19 protein-coding genes are annotated in these 22,991 nt (G+C 44.8%); 14 read left to right on the forward strand and 5 right to left on the reverse strand.

Annotated elements, in window-relative coordinates; all coding sequences use genetic code 11:
• Nucleotide 1 precedes the first annotated feature (1 nt).
• From walK to IEW05_RS16540, 4 genes are read left to right on the forward strand one after another with little or no spacing between them, the layout of a single operon-like run.
• On the forward strand, nucleotides 2-1,828 hold the full coding sequence (walK, locus tag IEW05_RS16525) for a cell wall metabolism sensor histidine kinase WalK (protein WP_188540961.1): 1,827 nt from the start codon (nucleotides 2-4) through the stop codon (nucleotides 1,826-1,828).
• Nucleotides 1,825-3,117: a YycH family regulatory protein gene (locus IEW05_RS16530; RefSeq protein ID WP_188540962.1), complete on the forward strand. Its 1,293-nt coding sequence runs from the start codon at nucleotides 1,825-1,827 to the stop codon at nucleotides 3,115-3,117. Before walK ends, IEW05_RS16530 begins: the two co-directional genes overlap by 4 nt.
• An 18-nt stretch (nucleotides 3,118-3,135) precedes the next feature.
• Nucleotides 3,136-3,885, forward strand: coding sequence for a two-component system regulatory protein YycI (yycI, locus tag IEW05_RS16535; RefSeq protein ID WP_188540963.1), 750 nt, complete (start codon nucleotides 3,136-3,138; stop codon nucleotides 3,883-3,885).
• Between the two features lie 8 nt (nucleotides 3,886-3,893).
• The gene (locus tag IEW05_RS16540; RefSeq protein WP_188540964.1) at nucleotides 3,894-4,700 is read left to right on the forward strand and encodes an MBL fold metallo-hydrolase; all 807 of its coding nucleotides are present in this window, start codon (nucleotides 3,894-3,896) and stop codon (nucleotides 4,698-4,700) included.
• Here IEW05_RS16540 and IEW05_RS16545 read toward each other — a convergent pair.
• Nucleotides 4,669-4,878, reverse strand: coding sequence for a hypothetical protein (locus IEW05_RS16545; protein ID WP_188540965.1), 210 nt, complete (start codon nucleotides 4,876-4,878; stop codon nucleotides 4,669-4,671). The genes IEW05_RS16540 and IEW05_RS16545 overlap by 32 nt on opposite strands.
• A gap of 713 nt (nucleotides 4,879-5,591) precedes the next feature.
• Here IEW05_RS16545 and IEW05_RS16550 point away from each other — a divergent pair.
• The 8 genes from IEW05_RS16550 to rlmH all read left to right on the forward strand — a co-directional run bounded on the left by IEW05_RS16550 (nucleotide 5,592) and on the right by rlmH (nucleotide 14,022).
• On the forward strand, nucleotides 5,592-6,851 hold the full coding sequence (locus IEW05_RS16550; protein WP_188540966.1) for a S1C family serine protease: 1,260 nt from the start codon (nucleotides 5,592-5,594) through the stop codon (nucleotides 6,849-6,851).
• Nucleotides 6,852-6,984: 133 nt separating this feature from the next.
• Nucleotides 6,985-8,706 (forward strand): glycerol-3-phosphate dehydrogenase/oxidase, encoded by a 1,722-nt coding sequence (locus tag IEW05_RS16555; protein WP_188540967.1) that lies wholly within the window; start codon nucleotides 6,985-6,987, stop codon nucleotides 8,704-8,706.
• A gap of 221 nt (nucleotides 8,707-8,927) precedes the next feature.
• Nucleotides 8,928-9,095: a CxxH/CxxC protein gene (locus IEW05_RS16560; protein WP_188540968.1), complete on the forward strand. Its 168-nt coding sequence runs from the start codon at nucleotides 8,928-8,930 to the stop codon at nucleotides 9,093-9,095.
• A gap of 262 nt (nucleotides 9,096-9,357) precedes the next feature.
• A complete protein-coding gene (locus IEW05_RS16565) occupies nucleotides 9,358-11,145 on the forward strand; it encodes a helix-turn-helix transcriptional regulator (protein WP_188540969.1) in 1,788 nt (595 codons plus the stop codon).
• A gap of 204 nt (nucleotides 11,146-11,349) precedes the next feature.
• Nucleotides 11,350-11,946, forward strand: coding sequence for a sensor domain-containing protein (locus IEW05_RS16570; RefSeq protein ID WP_188540970.1), 597 nt, complete (start codon nucleotides 11,350-11,352; stop codon nucleotides 11,944-11,946).
• 76 nt (nucleotides 11,947-12,022) lie between these two features.
• Nucleotides 12,023-12,637, forward strand: a complete 615-nt coding sequence (locus IEW05_RS16575; RefSeq protein ID WP_229753455.1) for a YkoP family protein — start codon at nucleotides 12,023-12,025, stop codon at nucleotides 12,635-12,637.
• Nucleotides 12,634-13,365, forward strand: a complete 732-nt coding sequence (locus IEW05_RS16580) for a polysaccharide deacetylase family protein (protein WP_188540972.1) — start codon at nucleotides 12,634-12,636, stop codon at nucleotides 13,363-13,365. The genes IEW05_RS16575 and IEW05_RS16580 overlap by 4 nt, the downstream gene beginning before the upstream one ends.
• A 177-nt stretch (nucleotides 13,366-13,542) precedes the next feature.
• Complete coding sequence (gene rlmH / locus IEW05_RS16585; protein WP_188540973.1) at nucleotides 13,543-14,022, forward strand: 23S rRNA (pseudouridine(1915)-N(3))-methyltransferase RlmH; 480 nt, start codon at nucleotides 13,543-13,545, stop codon at nucleotides 14,020-14,022.
• A gap of 339 nt (nucleotides 14,023-14,361) precedes the next feature.
• Here rlmH and IEW05_RS16590 read toward each other — a convergent pair whose 3' ends face one another.
• On the reverse strand, nucleotides 14,362-14,796 hold the full coding sequence (locus IEW05_RS16590; protein ID WP_188540974.1) for a pyridoxamine 5'-phosphate oxidase family protein: 435 nt from the start codon (nucleotides 14,794-14,796) through the stop codon (nucleotides 14,362-14,364).
• 97 nt (nucleotides 14,797-14,893) lie between these two features.
• On the opposite strand from IEW05_RS16590, the gene IEW05_RS16595 reads away from it, so the two are divergent.
• Nucleotides 14,894-15,823: a helix-turn-helix transcriptional regulator gene (locus IEW05_RS16595; RefSeq protein WP_188540975.1), complete on the forward strand. Its 930-nt coding sequence runs from the start codon at nucleotides 14,894-14,896 to the stop codon at nucleotides 15,821-15,823.
• Between the two features lie 549 nt (nucleotides 15,824-16,372).
• On the opposite strand, the gene IEW05_RS16600 is transcribed toward IEW05_RS16595, so the two are convergent.
• The 3 genes from IEW05_RS16600 to IEW05_RS16610 form a co-directional block, all read right to left on the reverse strand.
• A complete protein-coding gene (locus tag IEW05_RS16600) occupies nucleotides 16,373-16,573 on the reverse strand; it encodes a hypothetical protein (RefSeq protein ID WP_188540976.1) in 201 nt (66 codons plus the stop codon).
• A gap of 62 nt (nucleotides 16,574-16,635) precedes the next feature.
• The gene (locus IEW05_RS16605; RefSeq protein WP_188540977.1) at nucleotides 16,636-16,992 is read right to left on the reverse strand and encodes a DUF4190 domain-containing protein; all 357 of its coding nucleotides are present in this window, start codon (nucleotides 16,990-16,992) and stop codon (nucleotides 16,636-16,638) included.
• Between the two features lie 340 nt (nucleotides 16,993-17,332).
• A complete protein-coding gene (locus IEW05_RS16610) occupies nucleotides 17,333-18,673 on the reverse strand; it encodes a hypothetical protein (RefSeq protein WP_188540978.1) in 1,341 nt (446 codons plus the stop codon).
• Nucleotides 18,674-19,290: 617 nt separating this feature from the next.
• Between IEW05_RS16610 and IEW05_RS16615 the strand changes: the two genes are divergently transcribed.
• Nucleotides 19,291-22,728, forward strand: a complete 3,438-nt coding sequence (locus IEW05_RS16615) for a stalk domain-containing protein (protein WP_188540979.1) — start codon at nucleotides 19,291-19,293, stop codon at nucleotides 22,726-22,728.
• Nucleotides 22,729-22,991: the final 263 nt, after the last annotated feature.

Genomic DNA, 22,991 nt, shown 5'->3' on the forward strand with positions numbered 1-22,991 from the left:
AATGAAATTGCCTTCTTTTTTCCGTACGATCCAGGCTAAATTAATTATTATTTATGTACTGCTGATCCTGATCGCGATGCAATTGATTGGGGTCTATTTCGTGAGCGCAATGAAGACGTCACTGACTAACAATTTCACTAAGGAATTGCAGGAACGTGCGGAATTGCTCTCGGTATTAGCAGCACAAAACCTGGGGGTAACCGGAGAAGCGGCAGAAGAATCACTAGATAATTTACGAGTGTTGGTTAATAACCTCTTTAACATCAATGGTGCAGAGATTCAGGTGTTGGATGCCGGGGGCAAGGTACTTACGACGTCGAAGCCGTCCCATGCGGATTACGTAGGCACGAAGAATACACAGACAGTGGTTAGCCGTGCATTGCAAGGAAATCGTGATAATGAGGAATATATCATCGATGTGGATGATATCCGCAAGAAAGTATTGGCCAAGCCCGTATATAGCGGTGGGAAAATCGTCGGTGCAATTTATATTGCTGCATCGATGAGTGATTTGTATGACACGATGGAGCGGATTAATAATATTTTTATATCCGGTATGTTACTGGCCTTAGGGCTGACGGCGGTGCTCGGCGTGATTCTGGCACACACGATTACCTCGCCGATTATGGAATTAACCCGGCGGGCGACGGCGGTGGCGGAAGGTCAGTTCCATCAGACCATGCCCGTGCTGGGCAATGATGAAATCGGACAACTTAGCAAAGCCTTCAACTACATGACCAGTCGTCTACGCAATGCGTTGGCGCAAAATGAAGAAGAGAAAGAGAAGTTGACCTCCATTCTGACCAATATGAGTGATGGGGTCATTGCGACAGATGAGACAGGCCATGTGATTCTGATGAATCGGCGTGCACACGAGATGCTGCAGGTTGAAGAAGAGTCTGCAGGTAGTGATACGGACATGATGACACTGCTCAATCTATCAGATGAGGAACGTGAATTCCTGAAGCAAGGAACGATGCATTCTACTATTTTGGAGAATGAAACGGGGGAAGGCGATACGTTCTTGATCCGAGTAACCTTCACACCGATTCATCGGCGGGAAATTGGAATCATCGGTACGATTGCGGTATTGCAGGACGTAACAGAGCAGGAGAAGCTGGAAGCATCGCGGCGCGAATTTGTGGCGAACGTATCCCATGAATTACGGACACCACTTACAACGATCAAGAGTTACACGGAGGCGCTAGAAGATGGCGCGATGAATGACCCTGATCTAGGTCCAAGATTTGCTTCGGTTATCCAGAATCAGACAGAACGGATGATTCGGCTGGTCACGGATTTGCTGCATCTCTCACGGCTAGATTCCAAGGAGGCGCTGCTACGTAAGCAGCCAACCCGTGTAATGGAGATGCTGGAGGAAGTGGCAGATCGGTTTTCTTTTCAAATGCAAGAGAAGGGAATTAAGCCTACGATATTTATCGGTAAGGGTGTAGGCACTGTCTGGATGGATCGTGATCAAATTGATCAGGTACTAGATAATTTGATCTCCAATGCGATGAAGTATACTTCCGAAGGTGGGAGTATCGCAATCGAAGCTAGAAAAATAGATGATGATGGCATTGCCATCTCAGTGCAGGATGATGGGATCGGTATTCCGAAGCGCGATTTGGATCGTATATTTGAACGTTTCTACCGTGTGGACAAGGCTCGCTCTAGAGATATGGGGGGGACAGGGCTTGGCTTATCCATTGCCCGGGAAATTGTGAAAGCCCATGGTGGAACCATTGCGTTACAGTCAGATCATGGCAAAGGCACCAAGGTGATCTTTACGCTGCCGCGGCAGAAGCAAGGGGGCGAGGAACTGTGAAAGAAACAATTAAATCGCTGTTTCTAACGCTGCTGGTGGTAGTTAGTATGGTACAAAGTTATTATCTGATCTATCGCCTGCCGGGAAGTGATCCTATTGTTAAATCAGAAAATGAATATATCGTAGCGGAAAGTATGGGAACGCAACTGGAAGTAGAAAGCATGATCTTCCCAGCTCAGATATTGATTCATATGGGCGATGATCGGCACAGTGTGTTTTACCCGGAATCAACATTCTATAATTTGATCTATTCACGTCTTGGAGGTCGTCAGTTCGGTGGATTTCAGCGGTATTCTTTAGAGAATATCAATTGGACTGACATTCGCAGACGCCATGAGGGGATCGAGTTAAAGTTTGAGAATAGCGTCCCGGTGACCCTGCTGCAAAAGGCCATGCAGATTTCCCCAGATCCTTTATTTGATGCGGAGAGCATCGATCGGATTCTAATTTATAATACGGAAAATGAGGACCAAGTTCGGGTGTTCTTCTTCAGCTCTGATGGTAATGTGGTGTACGAGGCAACGAAGGTCGATTTAACGGTACAGGACGTGAAGCAGCAGATTAATTTTGGCGAGGAATGGGTTCCTTATACATTGGTAGATGGGTATTATATCCCGGAAAAGTCGATTGATCTAGTGGAGACCGGACTGCCAACGGGTCTATATACCGCAGAGCAGTTGCAGCGCAGCTTAAATTTTGACTCCAGTATCACCCGTTATATTCGAGAGAAGAATGGATCCGAAATTTATACAGACAGTAAGCGTAGTTTACAGGTCAGACAAGATCGGAACTGGGTTAATTTCACCGATCCTGCTGCGCCTTCTACAGGTGATAATAGTCCTAGCAAGAATATATTGTCGGCCATTGATTTTGTGAATCAGCATGATGGCTGGAGTGGTAAGTACCGTCTGGAGCAAAGCGAAGGGCGGGATGATGACAAGCATATTGTGAAGTTCCAGCAGTATTATGGGACGGCACAATATGGAGCATTCCCTATTTTGGATACGTCGACATTCCATTATGGAACCATTACGTTAGAAATGCGTCAGGGGACGATTACAGGGTATGAACGTTCTCTGCTCTATATCAAAGAGGGAACTTGGTTTAAGAAAGTCGTCACCTTACCCGGTGGAAAAGAACTGCGGGAGAAAATAAAAAGGGTGTCTAATGAGGCCTTCATTACAAACCTTTACCCAGCATACTTACCTTCGCTGAGCGAAGAAGGCCTTCTATTGACGCCAACTTGGGTAGTTGAATTGAGTAATGGGGCAACACGTGTACTGAAATGAACGAAGGGAGGTCCGAAAATGGATTGGGGTAGAGCGAAGAATGTACTAATCTATGCTTTTTTGCTGCTGAATCTGGTGCTCGGCTATCAACTATGGAATGATATACGGGAACAGGCGGACTCCAATCTGGATTTCACCTCCCTTGAGGATAGTACCCAGATGATGATGGATGAAAAAGGAATTAAAGTATTAGCCCAGATTCCAAGTGAGACGCCGGAGCTACCTAAGATCGCTTATCGATTTGTAGAAGGTAGACGTGGCGGAATCGTCATGGATTTGCCCAAGCCCGTGGATAGCAAGCTGATCTATACTCCTAGGGAGCTGACGAATGCGCTCAAGGATAGTCTGCCGGACATTGCAAATTATCGTTATGATGAAGCCATGGATAGAGAAGGGATGTTCATTCTGCATCCTCTGGTGGAAGACAAGTGGCCACTCTTTAACATTGATCTAGTGTTATACTATAGTAATCAGAAAATTATATCGTTCATGCGTGAAGATATTGAAATAAATAGTGTGAGTGATGAGAAGGAGCAGCGGGTCTTATCTGCCTCCAAGGCACTCGGGAACTTGATTGAAAATTTCTTGCCCGACGGCTCTGTAGTGAAAGAGATTGAGCTAGGGTACTATGGTCAAGTGTTTGATTCGGATGCACACTTACCGGTTACACCGGCATGGCGTTTCATGCTTGAGAGTGGTAAGGAATATTATGTGCAGGGCATCAGTGGGGACGTTATCAGTCCAAACACAGAGAAATCAAAGGAGTAATGGAGAGTATGGGATTACGTTTTACGGTATTGTCGAGTGGGTCAACGGGGAATGCGACGGTAGTCACCAATGGGGAAGTGACGCTGATGATCGATGCGGGCTTCAGTGCTCGCCGAATTGATGAGCTTCTATTGGAGCGGGAAATGACCGGACAGGAACTAGATGGGATTCTAGTAACTCATGAGCACTCCGATCATATCAAGGGGTTAGGACCCGTAGCGAGAAAATATAATCTACCGATCTATGCTAATGAGAAGACATGGGGTGCCATAGAGAAATCAATAGGTCAGATTGCGGATGAGAATCGACGTGTGTTTGCATCTGGGGAAGCCCGTGATTTTGGCTCTCTACGAGTGGAATCATTTGAAATCTCGCATGATGCTGCTGAGCCAGTAGGGTACTGCTTCTATGATGGAAAGGACAAGCTAAGCGTCTGCACCGACCTGGGTTATGCCAGTGATAAGGTGAAGCACGCGATTGCTGACTCCGATGTGCTTGTACTGGAGGCTAATCACGATATTGAGATGCTGCGGATGGGCCGCTATCCATGGAACATTAAGCGTCGTATCTTAGGCGATATGGGTCACTTGTCCAATGAAGCGACGGGTGAGCTGATGAGTGAGCTGCTTAATGGCCGCATGAAACGCGTATATCTTGCGCATCTAAGCCGCGAGCATAATCTGCCTGATCTCGCGAAGATGTCGGTGCGCGGAGCTATGGAAGACCGCGGCTGTTTCTATCGAGATAGCGAGTTCGTATTGCGAGATACGTATTTCGACCGACCTACACCGTGGGATAAGGTGGGTGAGCCATGAACTGATCCAGTTCATGCGCTTTCTTATCAATCTCCTCGCGGGTGAGGATTCCCTTATCTATAAGTAGCTCCATTAATGCACTAAGCGTCAGCAGATGATGATAGTGATCTTCCTTCAAATCTGCGAGCTTAGCGAGGACATTGACCTCATTCATTGACGTTGAGAAAAAAGAATCCATGGGGTACCTCCTAAAAGTTTTGTGAGCGTAGGCTCCTGGAATGGTCATCGAGCAAAACTTACATCGAAAGCGTAGGCTTAGTTTTGTGAGCGTAGGCTCTTGGAATATCATCGAACAAACTTCCGATTCATTTACAGGGAAATACTCCAGCTATTTTGCTGAGTACTCCTTGTTTCCTCTAATTAACTGGAATAACTCCGGTTAAACTAGTCGATCTCCAACATGATTGCCTTGGAACGTGAATTTAACTGGAGAAATTCCAGTTAAATTGATCAGCAACGGTATGTAAAATACATTAGCTGGAGAAATTCCTGTTATTCATAACCTAGATTTTAAATACATGCCTGGCGCAAAATGGAGTATTTTCCTTGCACCGGGCTGTTTGGCGTTTTCTCCCGGAATTTCCCTGAATGGAAAATGCTTCAGAGTCCCTTAATTATGGTAAAATAAATCTATCAATCTAGTGAAGCTTAATATTAGTGTAGTCCGTAACTGAGAGAAACATTCCTATGAATTAAAAAAAATTAAAAAGAGCATCGAAAGTGGCAACTTAACTAAAGTTCATGACGTTAAAGAAGTAAAGGATGTGTGGGAATATGGCTTTGCTCTCCCCGCATAAAGTTGAATGTAACCCTCAGTTTGGGTTGATATAAATAAAATATAGATATAGGGATCATGTACCCGGGGCAGTGTGATGGAGGGGGAGAGTTCGGATGGGATTGTTTGATGATGATTTTTATTCAACAAAGGTAAAGAGACGCAGCATCCGCACAGTAAGCGGTACCCGAGGATGGCGAAAAAGTAGGCAAGGTACGGGGTTATCTACGCTGCAAATTTCGCTGATCTCCTCCGTATTAAGTGTTTTTGTAACTGTATTATTGATTGGTTTGATGTCTGGATTCCCATTCTCTACCCGTGGTGGCAACGGCGGATCGTTCTTAGGTTCGGGTACCGGGGATCCTTATGAACGGATCAGCCAGGCGGCTTCGAAGGTTGGGCCAACGGTGGTAAGTATTCTGAGTCATAATGAATTCTCTAATGACGACCCTGATTTGGCGGCGCTTGGTTCGGGAGTTATTTTTAAGAAGGAAAATGGCAAGGCGTATATTATTACAAATGCACATGTGATCTCTGGAGCAGGTGATCTGGAGGTCGTGACTAGTGAAGGCAAGTCTAAGAAGGCTACCGTTACTGGCCAAGACCAGATGAATGATCTTGCAGTGCTGGAGATCGATGATCAAGGCGTCGATACAGTCATTCCAATTGGAGACTCTCAGAAGCTCAAGCAGGGTGAGACGGTGATTGCTATTGGAAATCCGCTCGGTCTTGGCGGGACGCTCACTTCAGGTATTGTTAGCTTCACGAATCGAATGATTCCAGTGTCACTGAACCAGGATGGTATATACGATTGGGAGCAAGAAGTGATCCAGACGGATGCAGCGATTAACGAAGGCAATAGTGGCGGTGCATTAGTTGATCTGAACGGACGATTGATCGGAATTAACACTATGAAGATTTCCGATACGGGGGTAGAAGGTCTCGGATTTGCTATTCCTGTGAATGAGGTTATGAAGACGGTAGATGATTTAATGATACATGGCAAAGTGGTACGTCCTTACCTGGGAGTATATACACTGGATCTGGATAATCCCTATTCCGAAATAAGCGAAGAGCAGCGCAAGGAGCTTAAGCTACCGGATGATTTGAAGAAGGGTGTTATCGTTCTTGAGGCACATGGTCCGGCAAAGGAAGCAGGATTTAAGCTCAACGATATTATTACTAAGCTCGATAAACAGCCGATTGACTCCACGCGCGAGCTGCGCAAATACTTATATGATCACAAGAAGATTGGGGATACGATGGAGGTTGGCTTTTACCGTGATGGCAAACTTCAGAGTGTAACGCTGAAGCTGGCGGATAAGCCATCGGAGGCAGAAATTGATGATGGGTTAGACGCGGATACGGATAAATAGGCAATCACTCAGTTCGTTGGCAGTATACAGATGATAAGTCACAAGGAGATCACCATACATTAAGGCCGTTTTAATGGACGTCTGAAGTGTAACCGGGGTCTCCTTTTTTACGCAAAAGGAGGAGACACAGGTTATGGTAGATTCTTTATTTTCTAGTACTGAAAGAGATCAAAGGCTTCAGCAAATGTCTTCATTGCCTTTGGACGTACTTATAATTGGTGGCGGGATCACTGGAGCGGGTATTGCACTAGATGCTGCGACGCGGGGAATGAAGGTTGGATTGATCGATATGCAGGATTTTGCTGCAGGTACTTCCAGTCGTTCGACCAAACTAGTGCATGGTGGACTCCGTTATTTGAAACAACTCGAAGTAGGATTGGTCGCCGAGGTCGGCAAAGAGCGTGCCATTGTATATGAGAACGGTCCCCATGTGACGACGCCGGAATGGATGCTGTTACCTATCTATAAAGGGGGGACATTTGGCAAATTTAGTACCTCTCTCGGTCTACGAGTGTACGATTTCTTAGCAGGTGTAAACCGAGAGGAACGGCGGAGTATGCTGACGGCAACTGAAACTCTGGGCAAAGAGCCGTTACTGAATGCTAGTGATTTACTTGGCGGGGGATATTATGTCGAGTATCGCACGGATGATGCGCGGCTTACGATTGAAGTGTTGAAGGAGGCCGTGCACCGGGGAGCGCAAGCGGTAAATTATTCGAAGCTGAATCAATTTCTATATGAGAACGGTAAAATAATAGGAGCATCTATAGTAGATGTGATTAGTGGTAATACATATGAAGTTCGTGCACGAAAAATAGTTAATGCAGCAGGCCCTTGGGTCGATACACTGCGTGAGCTGGATCATTCGAAAAAGGGTAAGCGGCTTCAATTAACGAAGGGGATTCATTTGGTAATCGATCAGCGTCGTTTTCCGCTACGGCAGGCAATTTATTTCGATACGGTAGATGGCCGTATGATGTTCGCTATTCCTCGAGATGGCAAGGCTTATATCGGGACAACCGATACGGAATATAGGGGAGATATTGCCCATCCGCAGGTGACAGTAGCTGACCGCCAGTATGTACTGGAGGCTCTTCATCATATGTTCCCAGAGATCGATTTAACGGAAGAAGATGTGGAGTCGAGTTGGGCCGGTGTCCGTCCACTGATCTATGAGGAGGGGAAAGGTCCTTCAGAGATATCGCGAAAAGATGAAATTTGGCAGTCGGAATCGGGCCTCATTTCAATGGCCGGAGGCAAGCTAACGGGCTATCGCAAAATGGCAGAAACGGTTGTGGACCGAGTCGCAACGCAGTTGGAAGCAGAAAGTGTAGCAGGAGCAACTAGTGCCCTGTCCTTTTTGGTGTGTTCGACCAAGAACATTCCAATTTCGGGCGGAGCGGTGGGAGGCTCGGGCTCTTTTGGATACTATGTGGCGAAGAAAACAGAAGAAGGAGTTGACCGAGGCATTCCTCATGATGTGGCGCAGGGTTGGGCTCGTAAGTATGGCTCTAATGTAGACCGTTTATATACATGGTCTGCTGTATTTACCGCTCTAGCGGAGGATTTCTCCGGTGGTGAGCTACCATTTGAAGTAGGCGCTCCGTTGCTGTATGCGATCAATGAGGAAATGGCTGTGACACCTGTGGATTTTTTTGTACGGCGGACGGGGGCTCTGTTATTTAATATAGCGTGGGTTGAAAAGTGGAAGGAGCCTGTTATTGAATACATGGCGAATTATTTAAATTGGACAGCAGAAACGAGGTCTAAGTATACCACTGAGCTGGAATTGGCGCTGCAGGAGGCGACTGTTCCTATTACGGCTAAGGATGGGTTGGATGGATCAGCATCATAGGTTGATTAAAAACGGGGAAAGCTATATGAAGGACAGAGATTACCTTGGGTATAAGACAGGTGTTAGGAGTGCGGGATTGTCTGGGAATCATTTCTGATAGAGTTAACGTGAGCAAAGCGGTTCCTTTTTGGCCGGGAGTGTGGTAGAACAGATAAAGGGTAATAACTAGAGGTAGGAAGCCACACTTTAGAGAGACAGTATAGAGAGGATGCTACTAGCTTATGTTCATCGTATGTAAAGACCATGTGGAATTAGCCATTGATATGTTTGTTGACGAGTTTGAGGATGCACCGGATATTGTAAAATTGGAAGATACGAAGTTTGCCAACTGGGAACCGCCTGTGACTTGCCAAGAGTGTAAGGAGAAGGCTGAGTTTTTGGTTGTGTGAGATATAACTGCTATAACTGTAGGTTATGCAGAGTGACAAGGTAATAATTTAATATAATTATTAGAAAAGGCAGCTTCTCAAGAGTCATGATGAAGCGGGCCTTTTTTTACGTTTGAAAAGGTTTGAGATGCTGGTTCTATTACACATTGCTGATCCTTTAACAAATGTCATATAGACTCATGACCTTTTGTAACTAGTAAGCTTTGAAAGGGTTACATTATAATGAAGAATAAGTCAGCAGAGTGTATAGGGGTGAGATTCATTGTTTAACCTTGTCAAGCAGTGGTTTTGGTATGATTGGTTGGTTCTATTGATTCGGATTATTTTGTTTGGTTCTTTACTTGTTACCATGACATATGTATCTGAGGATATACCGATAGCTTTGTGGCTTATTATTTTATGGGGCATTATGGCTTTCTCGGTTCCTTGGTTCTGTTTGCAACTGCATTTCACGTATTATCTGATCGCAGAGATGGTTCTTACGGGAGGACTCTGCTTATATTTGGCATCCCTGTTTCCTGAATCTTATGTGACCTTTCTCGCGCCTGCTTTTATGATTGCTAGCAATAGTGCTCAAAAGTCATATCGTTGGTCGGGACCCATTACGATCATCTTGATACCATTCTTGTTAGCGGAGCTATCTCAGCAAGAGAGTGCATCGACTATGATCCTAGACTTTGGATTGGTGTACACGATTGGGTTTGCGTTTCAATTGCTTGTGGTCAATCATCGACAGAGTGGAATTATTAGGGACCAAAATACCGTTCTGGAGCAGTATATCTCTCAAGTGGAGCGCATGACGCTTTTAGAAGAACGAAATCGGATATCCAAGGATCTACACGATACGCTGGGCCATTCGTTTACTTCCATTATAATGGGGCTCGAAACACTACGTTCCGATGTAAACACCTCTGAAGGTGAGCAAAAAGTGAGTTCCTTGTTAAAGTTAACTCGCAGTAACTTGGATGAAATTCGTCGATATTTACATCATGTTGGCTCTAATGGAGATACATTAACTGTAATTCAGTCGTTACAGAAATTAGTTGATGAATTCCGAACGTTCTCTAAGGTGGAGATTCGCTTCAGAACGTTCGGAGAGGAATATTTGGTGCCAAATCAAGCTAAGATGACCTTATACAGGTGTCTGCAGGAGTCTTTAACCAATGCCGTACGTCATGGACAAGCTAGTGAAATTGTCATAAACCTGCATTATGAGGAGAAACAGATCAGGTTGGAAGTACAGGATAATGGGTTAGGTACTGAAGATTTACAAGCAGGCTTTGGCGTAACAGCTATGAAAGAGCGCGCATCCAACTTGCAAGGGCAAGTATATATATACTCTAAGCCTGGAGAAGGAACGGTTGTGACATGTAATTTACCAAGGCTTGTGGAACTCCAAGAGGGACAGATACGATTATTGCTGGTGGATGACCAGCCTTACATCCGAGATAGTCTGCGAATTATTTTAGAGAGAGAACAGGACTTTGAAATAGTGGGTATGGCAGAGGATGGTGCTCGGGCACTCGAACTTTGCGGGCAGAATCGACCTCATGTGGTGTTGATGGACTTAAATATGTCCGGTATGGATGGAGCAGAAGCAACCAAACGTATCAAGCAACAGTGGCCGGATGTACGGGTGTTGATCCTGACTACTTTTCAAGAAACGGAGAGGGCGGTCGAAGCTCTGAGGTATGGGGCAGATGGATACTTGTTAAAGTCTACCGAACCGCAAGAACTATTTGAAACGATACGTCTCGTACATCGTGGTGTCAAAATGATTGCACCAGATATTACGAATGTATTAATTGATAACTATGAGGTGCATGCGATATCCGAGGCGCCAACTGAGAAGGACAACGAATATGGTCTAACACCGCGCGAACTCGAAATTTTAGAATGCCTCTCAAAGGGGCTACGTTATAAATCGATAGCAGCTAAATTGTATTTATCCGACGGAACCGTAAGGAATTATGCTTCTACGATCTATGCCAAGCTGGGCGTACGTAACCGAGAAGAGGCGATACAGAAAGCATTTGGAACTCAGGAATAACCCGATAAATGAATAGCTGAGTTGCCAAAGTCGAACAACCGAGCACCCTACCGTCTAAATCCTCCCCGGAAGTAGATGATAGGGTGCTTTTTGGTGTGGAATTTTTGTCATATGACATTATGGCACTGGTCGATTTTACATCACAAGCACTAGCATAAGAGCTGTACAGATGATGGATTTTTAAAGTTGAGAGGGAGGCTAGACGTGAATCAAACCATTTGGAAACACATAAGGAATTTTTGCTTTTTGCTACGCACCTTTGCTACGGGGTTGTTCTACTTTTGCTTTTATTTGCTGGGTATCACATTTGGGGTCACAATGGCCTTCACTATAATAGGGATTCCAATCCTCTATTATGTTTTGCGATCCGCGGATAGGTTCGTACAGTACGAACGGGTCCTGACCAAAGTCTACACAGATATCTCCATTCGCACGCTTCCAACCCGGACGAGGGTAGAGGGAGGTATATGGGAACAGGTTAGAGCTGATCTATTGGATACACATAATTGGAAAATGATTTGCTGGCTTATGCTGAGATTCGTTGTCGGGATTATTAGTCTCGTTTGTGCCGCTCTTTTCTATGTGACACCGATTATCTTCATGTTAGCCCCCGTATTATACCGATTGGATCATTTTGCAATATCATTTTTTGGTATTCAAATTAGAACTTTCGGAGACTCAATTCTTTCCATGATTGCAGGTGCAGTATTTACGTGGATCGGTTTATACCTTGGGAATGTCCTGGTGAAGATGATTGGCGGGAACACGCGTCGGATGGTTAAAAGTTTAGTTAGAAAATAAAGTGATGAGAAAACAAAAACGGATAAGTGGACTTTATATCAAATGAAAGTGGGGAGAAATTATGGCATCGTCATTTATGAAAAAATGTATACAGTCCCTTTGGATGATGTGGGAGAGTGTATTTGACTTTATAACCAGATTTCGAAGTCAGTCTGTAAGGAGTTATGGCATATGTAAATTGGTGGTCAGACAGCATCACGGAAGGAGTATTACCTGTCTTGATGGGCAGCGGATCGTTGCCGGAGATTGGGTGGGTGAACTTCATCTGGATAATCGGGAGGTACTACAGCTTACACGTGAATTTGGTGCAGATCGGGCTGGGATCAAGACAGCACGTTTGCTGCGCGATGCAATGAGAGAAATTAGTCGGGAGCTTACTAGTAATCCGGAACTGACAAAAGTCCAGGCTTTAACGGGGATTACGCTACTTCACCGAGGTATCATCCACGGAATAGGGTTTGAGCAACATCCCATCGAGTCCAAATGGCAGCACCTATGGTTCGGGATGTATCTTCGCTTACTACTTCGTGTGATGCATCCCGAAGGCAAACAACGAGTCGAACACAGAACGGAGAAATTATCTCCCATGCGGTTAGTGATTAGTCAGCAGTCTTTGAAAGAGCGGTTTACGGTACGGAAAGTTGGTTTTCAGCATCTACAGAAGCGAGGGAAGGAAGCGGCGATTTCATGATCCGGATGCTAATTATTCTATCCATAGATGTGATGATCCTCTATATGATTGTACCCTTTTTTTTTACTCGCATATTTAGGTGGGGCGTCCATTCTAAAGGGAAGGTAAAGATGGGAATGGCTCTTACTTTCGATGACGGACCTGACCCCATGTATACACCTGTATTACTGGACTTGTTACAAGAGTATGGTGTACAAGCTACTTTCTTCGTATTGGGTGAGAAGGCTGAGAAATACCCGGAACTGATTCGAAGAATGCACCGGGAAGGGCACCAAATCGGCATTCATAACTATACTCATACACTCAATTGGGTATCACCCCCATGGACGATTAGACGGGATCAGGTAGATCGCACAGCTAACATTGTCGAGCAAATTACAGGAGAGAGGCCTATTTTTTATCGACCTCCTTGGGGACTTCTTAATTTAGGTGATCTTTTCTTCATGAGAAAGTCATATCAGATCGTATTATGGTCTGTCATGGTGGGAGATTGGAAATCAACAGTTAGCGCAGAACAATTGAAACGTACCTTATTAAATAAGATGAAATCGGGCTCTATCGTCGTTCTACATGACAGTGGTGATACATTTGGGGCAGATGAAGAAGCGCCAGGGCATATGATATGCGGATTGAAGGAGGTTCTGAAAGAAATTCATAAGAAGGGTTTGCAATGTCTGCGAGTGGATGAGCTGTTGGATAGGGAGACTCTTTTGCAACACAATAATTAGTATGGATACTCTATTGAACCTCATATTAAAGACGAATACAGACAGTAAGCCTATAATCCGTGCTTACAATCCGCGCCGGGAAGATGATTTATTTGCATTCGTGATATAATAAGCCGAAAAATAACTTTGAAGTGAAGACGTCATATATGGACGTATTTATATATTCAGGAGGCTGTTATGTTTATTCAAATTATTGCGGTGGGGAAGTTGAAGGAGAAGTATTTGGTTCAGGGTATAGCGGAGTATGCGAAGCGGCTGACGCCTTATATTAAGTTTCAAGTCGTGGAGGTACCCGACGAGAAAGCACCGGAGACGATGAGTGAGGCGGAGGTGCAAGCAGTTAAGGCACGCGAGGGCGAACGCATCCTCGCGCATGTGAAGAGCGAGGCGCATGTTATTGCGCTCGCGATTGACGGCAAGCTCTGGAGCTCGGAAGAGCTTGCCGCTGAGCTGGACAGGCTCGGTACCTACGGGACGAGCCATGTCGTGTTCATCATCGGCGGGAGCCACGGGCTCGCCGATGAGGTCATGCGCCGCGCGCAGCAGCGCATGAGTTTTGGGCGCATGACGCTGCCCCATCAGCTCATGCGGCTGGTCCTCACCGAGCAGATCTACCGCGCGGTGAAGATCAATCGGGGTGAACCTTACCATAAGTAGCGGTAAGTTTTTTTGGAGGAAACTCGCAGATACCTTCAAAATCGCGTTGACCGACATGGGTTTGGGATGGGTCATGCTCGCCGGAAAAGTCAGCGAAAACGGGCATCAGCGTCCTTTTAGGAGTCAAAGAACGATGCGATACCTGGAGGCCACTGAAAAAGCCCCTCAATCCAAAAAGAGACAGCTTCTTATTTTTTAGAGGAGGCTTTTCTTTATTTCGGTATGATCAGATCATCCAATCAAAGGCTGGTGGTCCCGATGTTTCCGAAGCAATAGAGTTTTATCTTGAGTCCGTATATACTGCGATAACAAACGTCGAATGCTGAATTTCTGGCAGTGCTATACCTCAAAAGAAACCAATCCGGCAGTCTCATAATCCACGATGACAAAAACATCCTTGATGTGAATTTCAAAAACATCCAATGTGTCGCCAATGGCTGCGAGCGTCTCATCATATCCGGGAATTTTTTGGATAAACAGGTCCTTGATCTCTTCTATGGTGTACCTGCTCTTATGTACAACTGCATGATTGGAGCGGGCATGCGGCACGGAAGACCCATCAGAGGGGACGGTTGTGAAGGCAACATTGTTATTTTGAGAAAACTCAGCCACCTTCTGATTCTCCCTGTCTGTCGCAAAATACAGGATTCCCGACTTGTTGGCATCATAGCAGAAGTTGACAATCCTTACATTGGGTAGACCTGCTACCGCTGTTGCCAGAGCAATTTCGTTAGTCTTGTCTAATGTGTGGTAAAATTCGTTCTTATAATCCACTTATATTTCCTCCTTAGCATTTGATAAACTTAGTATAGCAATGTATCGCTGACAGCTTTTATGTCAGTCATAGTACATAAATTTCAGGGGGATGATTATGAAGCTGGAACGAATGATTGCTATCATTATGCTGCTCTTGCAAAGAGAGAAGATGGGCGGGAAAGAGCTGGCCGAGCTGTTTGAAGTTTCACTTAGAACCATTTATCGTGACATTGAAACAATTAATCAAGCGGGTATCCCGATTGTGACCAGCTCCGGTGTAGGCGGGGGAATTGGGATCATGAATCAGTATAAGATAGAAAAAGGTTTTTTTACCGTCAAGGACATTACCGCTATGCTGATGGGGGTTGGCTTTATATCCAATACATTATCCAATGAGGAAACCACTGCTACCCTGGCCAAAGTAAAGAGCTTTATCCCGGAGGATAAACAGCATGAAATTACGCTGAAAGCCAACCAAATCTCTTTTGACTTATCCGCTTGGCTGGGCAGCAATGATCTGCAGACCAAAGTTGAAGTGATTCGAACAGCCTTGGAACATTGCAGCATACTGTCTTTTATGTATCTAAGCGCTAAAGGAGACAAGGTCATGCGGACCCTGGAACCTCATCGTCTTTTATTGAAAGAAAATCATTGGTACGTGCAGGGGTATTGTTTGAATCGGCAGCAATTTCGGGTATTCAAGCTATCCCGCATATCTGAAATGGAGAGAACAGAAGACTGTTTTACCATGCGTGAGGTTCCCCCGGCTTTTTCAGAGTTTACAGATACCATGTCCAGGAAAATGCAAAAAATAAAATTGCAGCTTGACCATTCCATCCTCGACCGGATATTGGATTATTGCGGAGAAGAGAACATTACTCCCCTCGGTAATGGAAAATTCTATGCATATTTTGATTTTATTGAAGATGATTATGGTTACGGAATCCTAATGAGCTTCGGAGATAAATGCCAATGCATTGAACCTGAGCATGTGCGCAATGAAATGAAGAGACGGCTCAATGATTCAATAAAAGCATATTTTTGAAATACAATACAAAGAAACCACTCTTCTCATGGCAACGGATTAAAATTTGAATATCTCATTTCCATTAATAAATCCCATGCATTATTTAGAATATGAGGCTGTCCTTTTGTAAATAATTCTTTCTTTGTTTCGTTAGATATGAAATAATCTCAGCTATATGTTTTGGCTTGCCTAGGTGTATTGTTGTTTCTAAATCATTTTTTTGTGCTGTAATATTGAAAAAAGCCCAGAATGTAAGAGGATCTTCATCTGGTGGAGTGGATTCGAAAATAAGTAACGTCAGGGTACACTTAGTCTACTTGCGAGTATTGACCTCGTAACAGGCGAAGTGATTGGCTCTGTGGAAGAGCAGTTACTCTTAAACATGGATCTTGGCTTAATATCATCGAATCATTTTTTACAAAAATGACTAAGCAAGTGCTCCGCCACCATAGAGTAAAGTCTAAAGAAGAACTGAAACAACGTATTGAGCTCTTTCTTTAAAGAAGTCAATGAAAACCCCCAACTTGATAAAGTTAGGGGCAAAAACAGTTGCATTACGCTCGCCTATTAGAGCCAGCATTCACTTATATTCCCAGTCATTCTATTCCACAGTCTCAATGCTCCAGCTGCTAGCTTCGGATATACTTCGGTATATCCGCTTTTTCCAGTCAGCTTATCATATACAGGATCGTAAACGATAGGAAGATTAGTGATGGAGGTAACGTTGTCGAAAATGACCTTACTACAAAGGTGGAAAGTAGATTCCAATATGTACCTCTTTCACTTAAAGTATATTCATTAATTTGGAAACCCAAAGCGGTTTTTTGTGTCTACACATTATTCATAGCATTCATGAAGCCAATCACAAAGAAGATAACAAAGACAAGCACATTGACAGTCGTCGCGACGATTCCGCATACCAATCCTGCAATTGCCATACCGCGTCCTCGCACCTGTACTCGCTTGATTTCTTTAAACGATAAAGACGAGAACACAATCGCAACGATACCGCTGAAGAAGCCAATGATTCCAAGGACTATGATTCCTCCTAATGGCAAAGTAATTAAGGATATTATACCTAGTACTAAAGAGGTAATTGCTTTGCCACTCGTCTTCGCCTGTGGCGGAACGTAAGATTGGGTTAGTGGAGAAAACCCATATTGTGGATCTTTGTAATTGTTATCCAAGGAATATCCTCCTATTAATGAGTCATTATTCCTATTATACTTCTCGTAGTAAATTACTGTAAATCTATCTCGTAAATTAATAATTTTGCCGAACCGTATACTCTAACTCCCCCTAACAAGGTCGTTACAAACTGATTTTGGTCTTGTTGCTCATCTGGCAGAGTTGGATCATGCACACTGCAAAAATCCGCTTATTCGTCTAAGCTTGCTCGTCGTCATTCATGGTTATAATATACATTTATTTACTTATTTGTCCGCGAGCTAATCAAATGTATTAGTCCCAAGTGACCTTAGAAAAAAAGAAGGGCCTATCGAAAGAATCCGATAGGCCCACCGATCATTAGTAATCTGCCAGTCCGAGATAGTGCAGCGAGATAACGTTTTCGTAGCCTAGCGCTGCCCGCAGATTCTGCTTATTGCTTACGGACAGAGTGGCATACGCTACTTGTGCATCGTAGAAGCTTTGTAGACGTGTCTTACCATTATCAATCGCCTCATAGTACTTGTAAACGAAGAAGAATGGATTATTTCTCTCCAAAAGTTCTTTATCCACTGCAAGGTAATCATTCCAGTCATCACCTGTCTCTCCCTCAGGTGTAGGAATCGGAAGCCACAAGTAGTTGGCAACGTCTCTGCTGTAAGTCGGAATAGTGAAAGCGATAGGATTGATCATTTTACCCTTCGCCATTCCATCGTGGATAATACTGTTTGCATTTAGTCCCTTGGCGGCACCCGACCCCCAGAAAAAGGCTGTATAGTAGTTGGAGTTCAGGCTAGATGCACTTTTGCGATCGAAGAAGTAATTCTTCCCATCCTTTTTCAGAGCGGCTCCCTCGGGGTTTCCTTCGCTACCTACTACAAGATCCATTACCCCTGACTTGTTCTCTTTCACCAGATTCGCAGCAAGATCCTTATAATAAGTACGAAGATCAGTATTGCTGAAGTAGCCGAATTCTTCTTTTTCTTCTTTCATTCGATTCATAAAGAATGCGATGTCATCCTGTGCTACGTCCAGTCCTTTTTGAAACTCGACAGGGGCTGAAAGGGCAACGGTTGGAATGGATTTTCCTTCGATCTGCTTACGATACGCCTCATAGTTGCTGACATACTTGTAGATTTCTCCTTTCGTCAGCGAAAGGCGCGAGACAGGCCATTCAGGAACAATGCTGACCGGTTGATTCTCCTGAATGATTCCGTAGACGGTGACGTCCGTCAGGTATTTGCTGTCGCTCTTGAAGTTGGAGTAGAAGAGGTCGGACACGAACTTTTCGGGCTTTCCGCTCTTGTCGTACTCGATGCCGTTCCATTCAAAATTACCTTCCGTAGGCTTCATTTTATGGACGTAGGAGAAGGAAGGGACATCGCTCGCCAGACCAAAGATCTGGATTCCGGCGACTTTGCCACCAAGCTTCTTTTGCTGTGCTTTCAGGGCATCTAGCAGTTTGGGGGCTTCCTTGTAGTTTTTTGCGTCGAACAAAACGTTATTGGTATTCTTGAACTTAGCTACGTATTGCTTGATGGCCGCGAGATCCTTAGTGTCGACCTTTGAGCTATTGTAGACGAAGTAATAGTTGCTTTTCTCTGTGGTAGCTGTTTCGCTGGCACTCGAAATGCTCCCGAATGGGAGAAGGATTAATATTAGTATAAAAAGAATCATGGAATTACATCGGAATCTATTCACTTACAACATCCCCTCTGAAGTTATCTTATATAAGAATATTTTACCATTCAAATCATTTGTAGAGAATAAGAAAATGGCGAAAAATGATGAGATATGTCTCCCCACACTAGTTAGCCTATATTCTACATCGCTGTTCCGAAATAAAAGCGGTAACAGAAGCATTGGACCGTTGGTAGCAATTCCTCTCCTTCATTTCGCTCTATATATGATACGGTGCACCTTACCTTAAGTAGGGCGAAATCACGGATAGCCATTAATTTTCCCGTCTAGTCATGTCCCTCAACAGCGCTAAGGATTTCATCTACCGAAAATGTGCAGGGGATGAAGACAGAGGATAAGTTCCGTATCAAATGTTCCGCCCTTCACCCTTCAGGTTTATAAGGGGGCGGTTCATATCGTTCCTTCCCCTTATTTTTTTGCTGTCTACTACTTTAGTAGGACTGAAATCTCTTATTATTCGACTATGATGTTTAGATAGAGTCGAAGGATAGTGGATTTTGATGCGCGAAGACTATCTAACGGACCTCTGGCGGACCGCGACGGACATCGCTACTTAGATGCAGATAGCAAGAAGAACAATTCAAAGTTTTGAACTTATAAGGTGAGAGGGGATCAAGATGAGGAAAGTGTATAGTCGTTTGTTAGTCGCTGTAATGATTTTCACACTAATTGGAGGCACGGCTACAGGGGCAGCTGGAATTCAAGTCGGGCCTTCCCTGAGCGATAGCCATGAAGCTCTGTCAAGAGTAACGGTATTTGCAGGAAGCGGTAATTTCGACGATTGGGATGGAGCGGCGTCAAAGGCGTCTTTTCGTATGCCTCAGGGAATTACTGTCTTGAAAGATGGTTCTGTACTTGTGGCGGACACCCGAAATCATCTCATCCGTCAAGTGAAGAATGGAGAGGTTTCTACTTATGCGGGCTTCATGCTTGACGCGAAAGACAACGTAACTCCTGAGGGGGCTTGGTACGACAGTGCTAAGGAAGCTGCAGTATTCAACGGTCCTTCGGGTATGGACACGGATTTGGAAGGTAATGTTTACATAGCAGATACCGAAAATCATCGGATACGAAAAATATCTAAAGATGGAATGGTAACAACGGTTGCTGGAGATGGCATTATCGGCGATGAAGACGGAAAAGGCACGGGTGCGAGATTCCAGCATCCTCAGGATGTGGCTGTTGCTACGGACGGTACCCTATACATTGCGGATACGTTGAATCACTTGATTCGGCAGATAACACCGGATGGACAAGTCACTACGCTTAACGCTCTATCGGATCGGGTCGTTGAGGTTGAAGCCGGTTACGTAGTTCCTGCAGGTGATTATGCGGACGGTGCATTGTCGGCATCCAAGTTTAATGAGCCTACTAGCATTGCAATCGATCATAAGGGCAATTTATATGTAAGTGATACAGGCAATCATGTGATCCGATATATTGATCTGGCAAAAGGTACGGTTACAACTGCGGCAGGTTTATCTTCGGGAGAGAAGCCAGTGTATGCGAGTGGAACTCTATATGCCGAAGGCGGTTATGCGGATGGGGCCGCTACAGAAGCACGTTTTCAGTCTCCAAGAGGGATCGCTATAACGGAAGAGAATGGACTGGTTATTGCCGATAGCATGAACCACACGATTCGTTACTTTGCTGATGGACAGGTGAGTACAATTGCCGGTGTACCTGCGCAGTTTGGTCATGTAGATGGCATTAACGGTCACAACCTGCTCCATAATCCGACCGATGTGGCAGTTCTGCCAAATGGTAACTTGCTCATTGCGGACAGTTATAACAATAAAATCCGCGAGCTTGAATATTATCGGCTTCCAACCAATCTGCCCCGCAATGATCAGGTGAAGGTAGTGGTCGGTGATTCGGTAATCAGCTTTGATGCGCAGCCCGAAATTGTGAAGGGACGAACGATGATTCCTGTCAGAGCCTTAAGCGAGAAGATGGGCTATAAGGTTGAATTTATGGATAATCAACGTACCATTGAATTGACGAAGGGCGAGGTAAGCATCAGGCTGCAAATGGGGAGTCAAATGATTTCGGTTAAGGATGCCGCGACCGATACGGAAGAGCAGCGTTTGCTTGAGGCGGTACCCTATACGAAAGATGGCCGTTCCTATGTTCCGGTTAGATTTTTCAGTGAGGCGTTCCGAGTAGATGTACAATGGGATCCGAACACGAAAACGGTTATTTTACGGGAAATTACGGAAGCCATCGATAAGCTGCCTGTAGCAGATGGTAAATCTCGTAAGGCGGTTCTTGAACAGATTAAAGGAAAGGTCTGGATTACTCAGGCGGGCGGTTCTTTGACTTACCAGGCCTATAATGGCATGATTCTTCATCAAGGTGATCATATTCTTACGGAAAAGAATACGAGCGCGATATTAAAGACGGTCGACCGCAAGGATGAAATTACAATTAGCGAAAATTCGGAGCTGTACATTTCAAATTTAAGTGATGTATCCCAGATAAAGCGAACGAGCTTTATGTTATGGAGTGGGCTGGTTTCGGCCAATGTGTCCTCGCTGGTAAATGCTAAGGATAGCTTCAAAATCCTGACGCCGACGGCTATGACCGATGTTCGCGGTACAAATTTTCTTGTGGCCATCAATCCGGCTACGGGGATATCGACCCTCTTTGTAAACAGTGGACTGGTTCAGGGAAGCGACAACGGAAATGCACCGAATCCAGCCTTCGTATATCCTGCGCAGCAACTGAACTTATCACCAAATTCCGAAGCACCAAATGAGCCTTATATAGTTGATCTGTCCGATCTCGTTAATCAAGCTTCACCCGCTGTCATCGAAGCCTTATTAAAGGCTAAGCAGAAAATAGATCAGGAAAATGCGGAGATGCTGGAGTGGTTGAGGAATCAAGCCCCAGGGCCTATCCCTAGCGAAAATCCGGGTGGATTGTCTCCAGACGATCTGGATCGATACCAGAATAATCTAAATAATCTACTTGCTAATATTTTAAAGCAGGCTCGTGATCAGAATTTAATAGGATCAGACCAATTGCATGCTCTTATCGATGAGTACAATAAACAATCCGATAATAAGATCGATTTAAATAATGTCCTGCCGCTTCAATTATCGGATGAGGAAAAGCAGCAGCAGGAGAGACAGAAGCAATTGGAGGAAGAACTAAGAAAGCGGCAGGAGGAGCTAAATAAGCAGCGTGAACTAGCTGCACAAAATCAAGCCCTAATAGATAAGCTGAAAGCTGAAAAAGAACGGCAAGAGCTGGAGAACAAGAAGAAACTTGAAGAAGCCCGTAAACAAGCGGAGGAAAAGTTGAAGCAACAACTTTCGGATGCTGAGAAGAAAAAGTTTGAGGAGCAACAAAAAGCTTTGGAGCAGATGAAGCAGCTGCAAGAACAAGCTCAGCGGCCGCAAGCACCGACGTCGACGACACCATCGACACCATCAACACCATCGACACCATCAGGACCATCGGGACCAACACCGACGCCAACACCGACGCCAACACCGACACCGACACCAATACCAACCAATACCGCTCCTAAGGTGGTCAAACCAATATCCGATAGAATGGTAAACTCGGAGGCGCCTTTTGAAATCAATATAAGCGAGGTTTTCCATGATGTGGATGGCGATTCGTTAACATTCACAGCCCGCTCGAGTGATTCAGCAGTTGCAGAGGTAAATGTAGAAGGAGCTAGTATGCGCATTAGCCCAACTGGTATCGGTTCAACAGAAATTCGTATAACGGCCGATGATGGAAAAGGCGGACTAACTGCAACCTCCTTCCGTTTCGCGTACTATGGGGAAATACAGAATATGAGGGCTGAAGTCCAGCCTGATTTCATTGAGCTCTATTGGGATGAGTATGGGGAAGAGGGGATCGACTATCAAGTTTATATGAATGATGAGCTGATCGAAACCACCTCAACCACCCATGTTTCACTTAGGGGTCTTAATCCGGAGACGGATTATCATCTGCGTGTAATCGCAGTTCGTGATGAAAAAATTAGAGCGATCGCAAACTATTCGGTAACGACACCTCCTATTTACTTTGAGCCATAGATGTGACGACTCTATCTGAATCATGAAGAGGTTGAACTAAGTATGAGCTATCCAAGCGACTTCCAATGATTATGAAGAGGACGTGCTAGTATCGCGATAGTGACTATTATGACAAATGGTCCTTTATCCTTTGGAGACGTCGAGGAGGCAACGAGATCCCACATTTCCAAGTTCAATGCAGACGCTTCCGAAACGATGACCGAGTTTATCGCGGAACCTTTGATGCAATTTTGCTGAGGCACCCCGGCCGGGTGCCTTTCGTT

The organism is Paenibacillus segetis, from assembly GCF_014639155.1.
GTDB lineage: Bacteria > Bacillota > Bacilli > Paenibacillales > Paenibacillaceae > Fontibacillus > Fontibacillus segetis.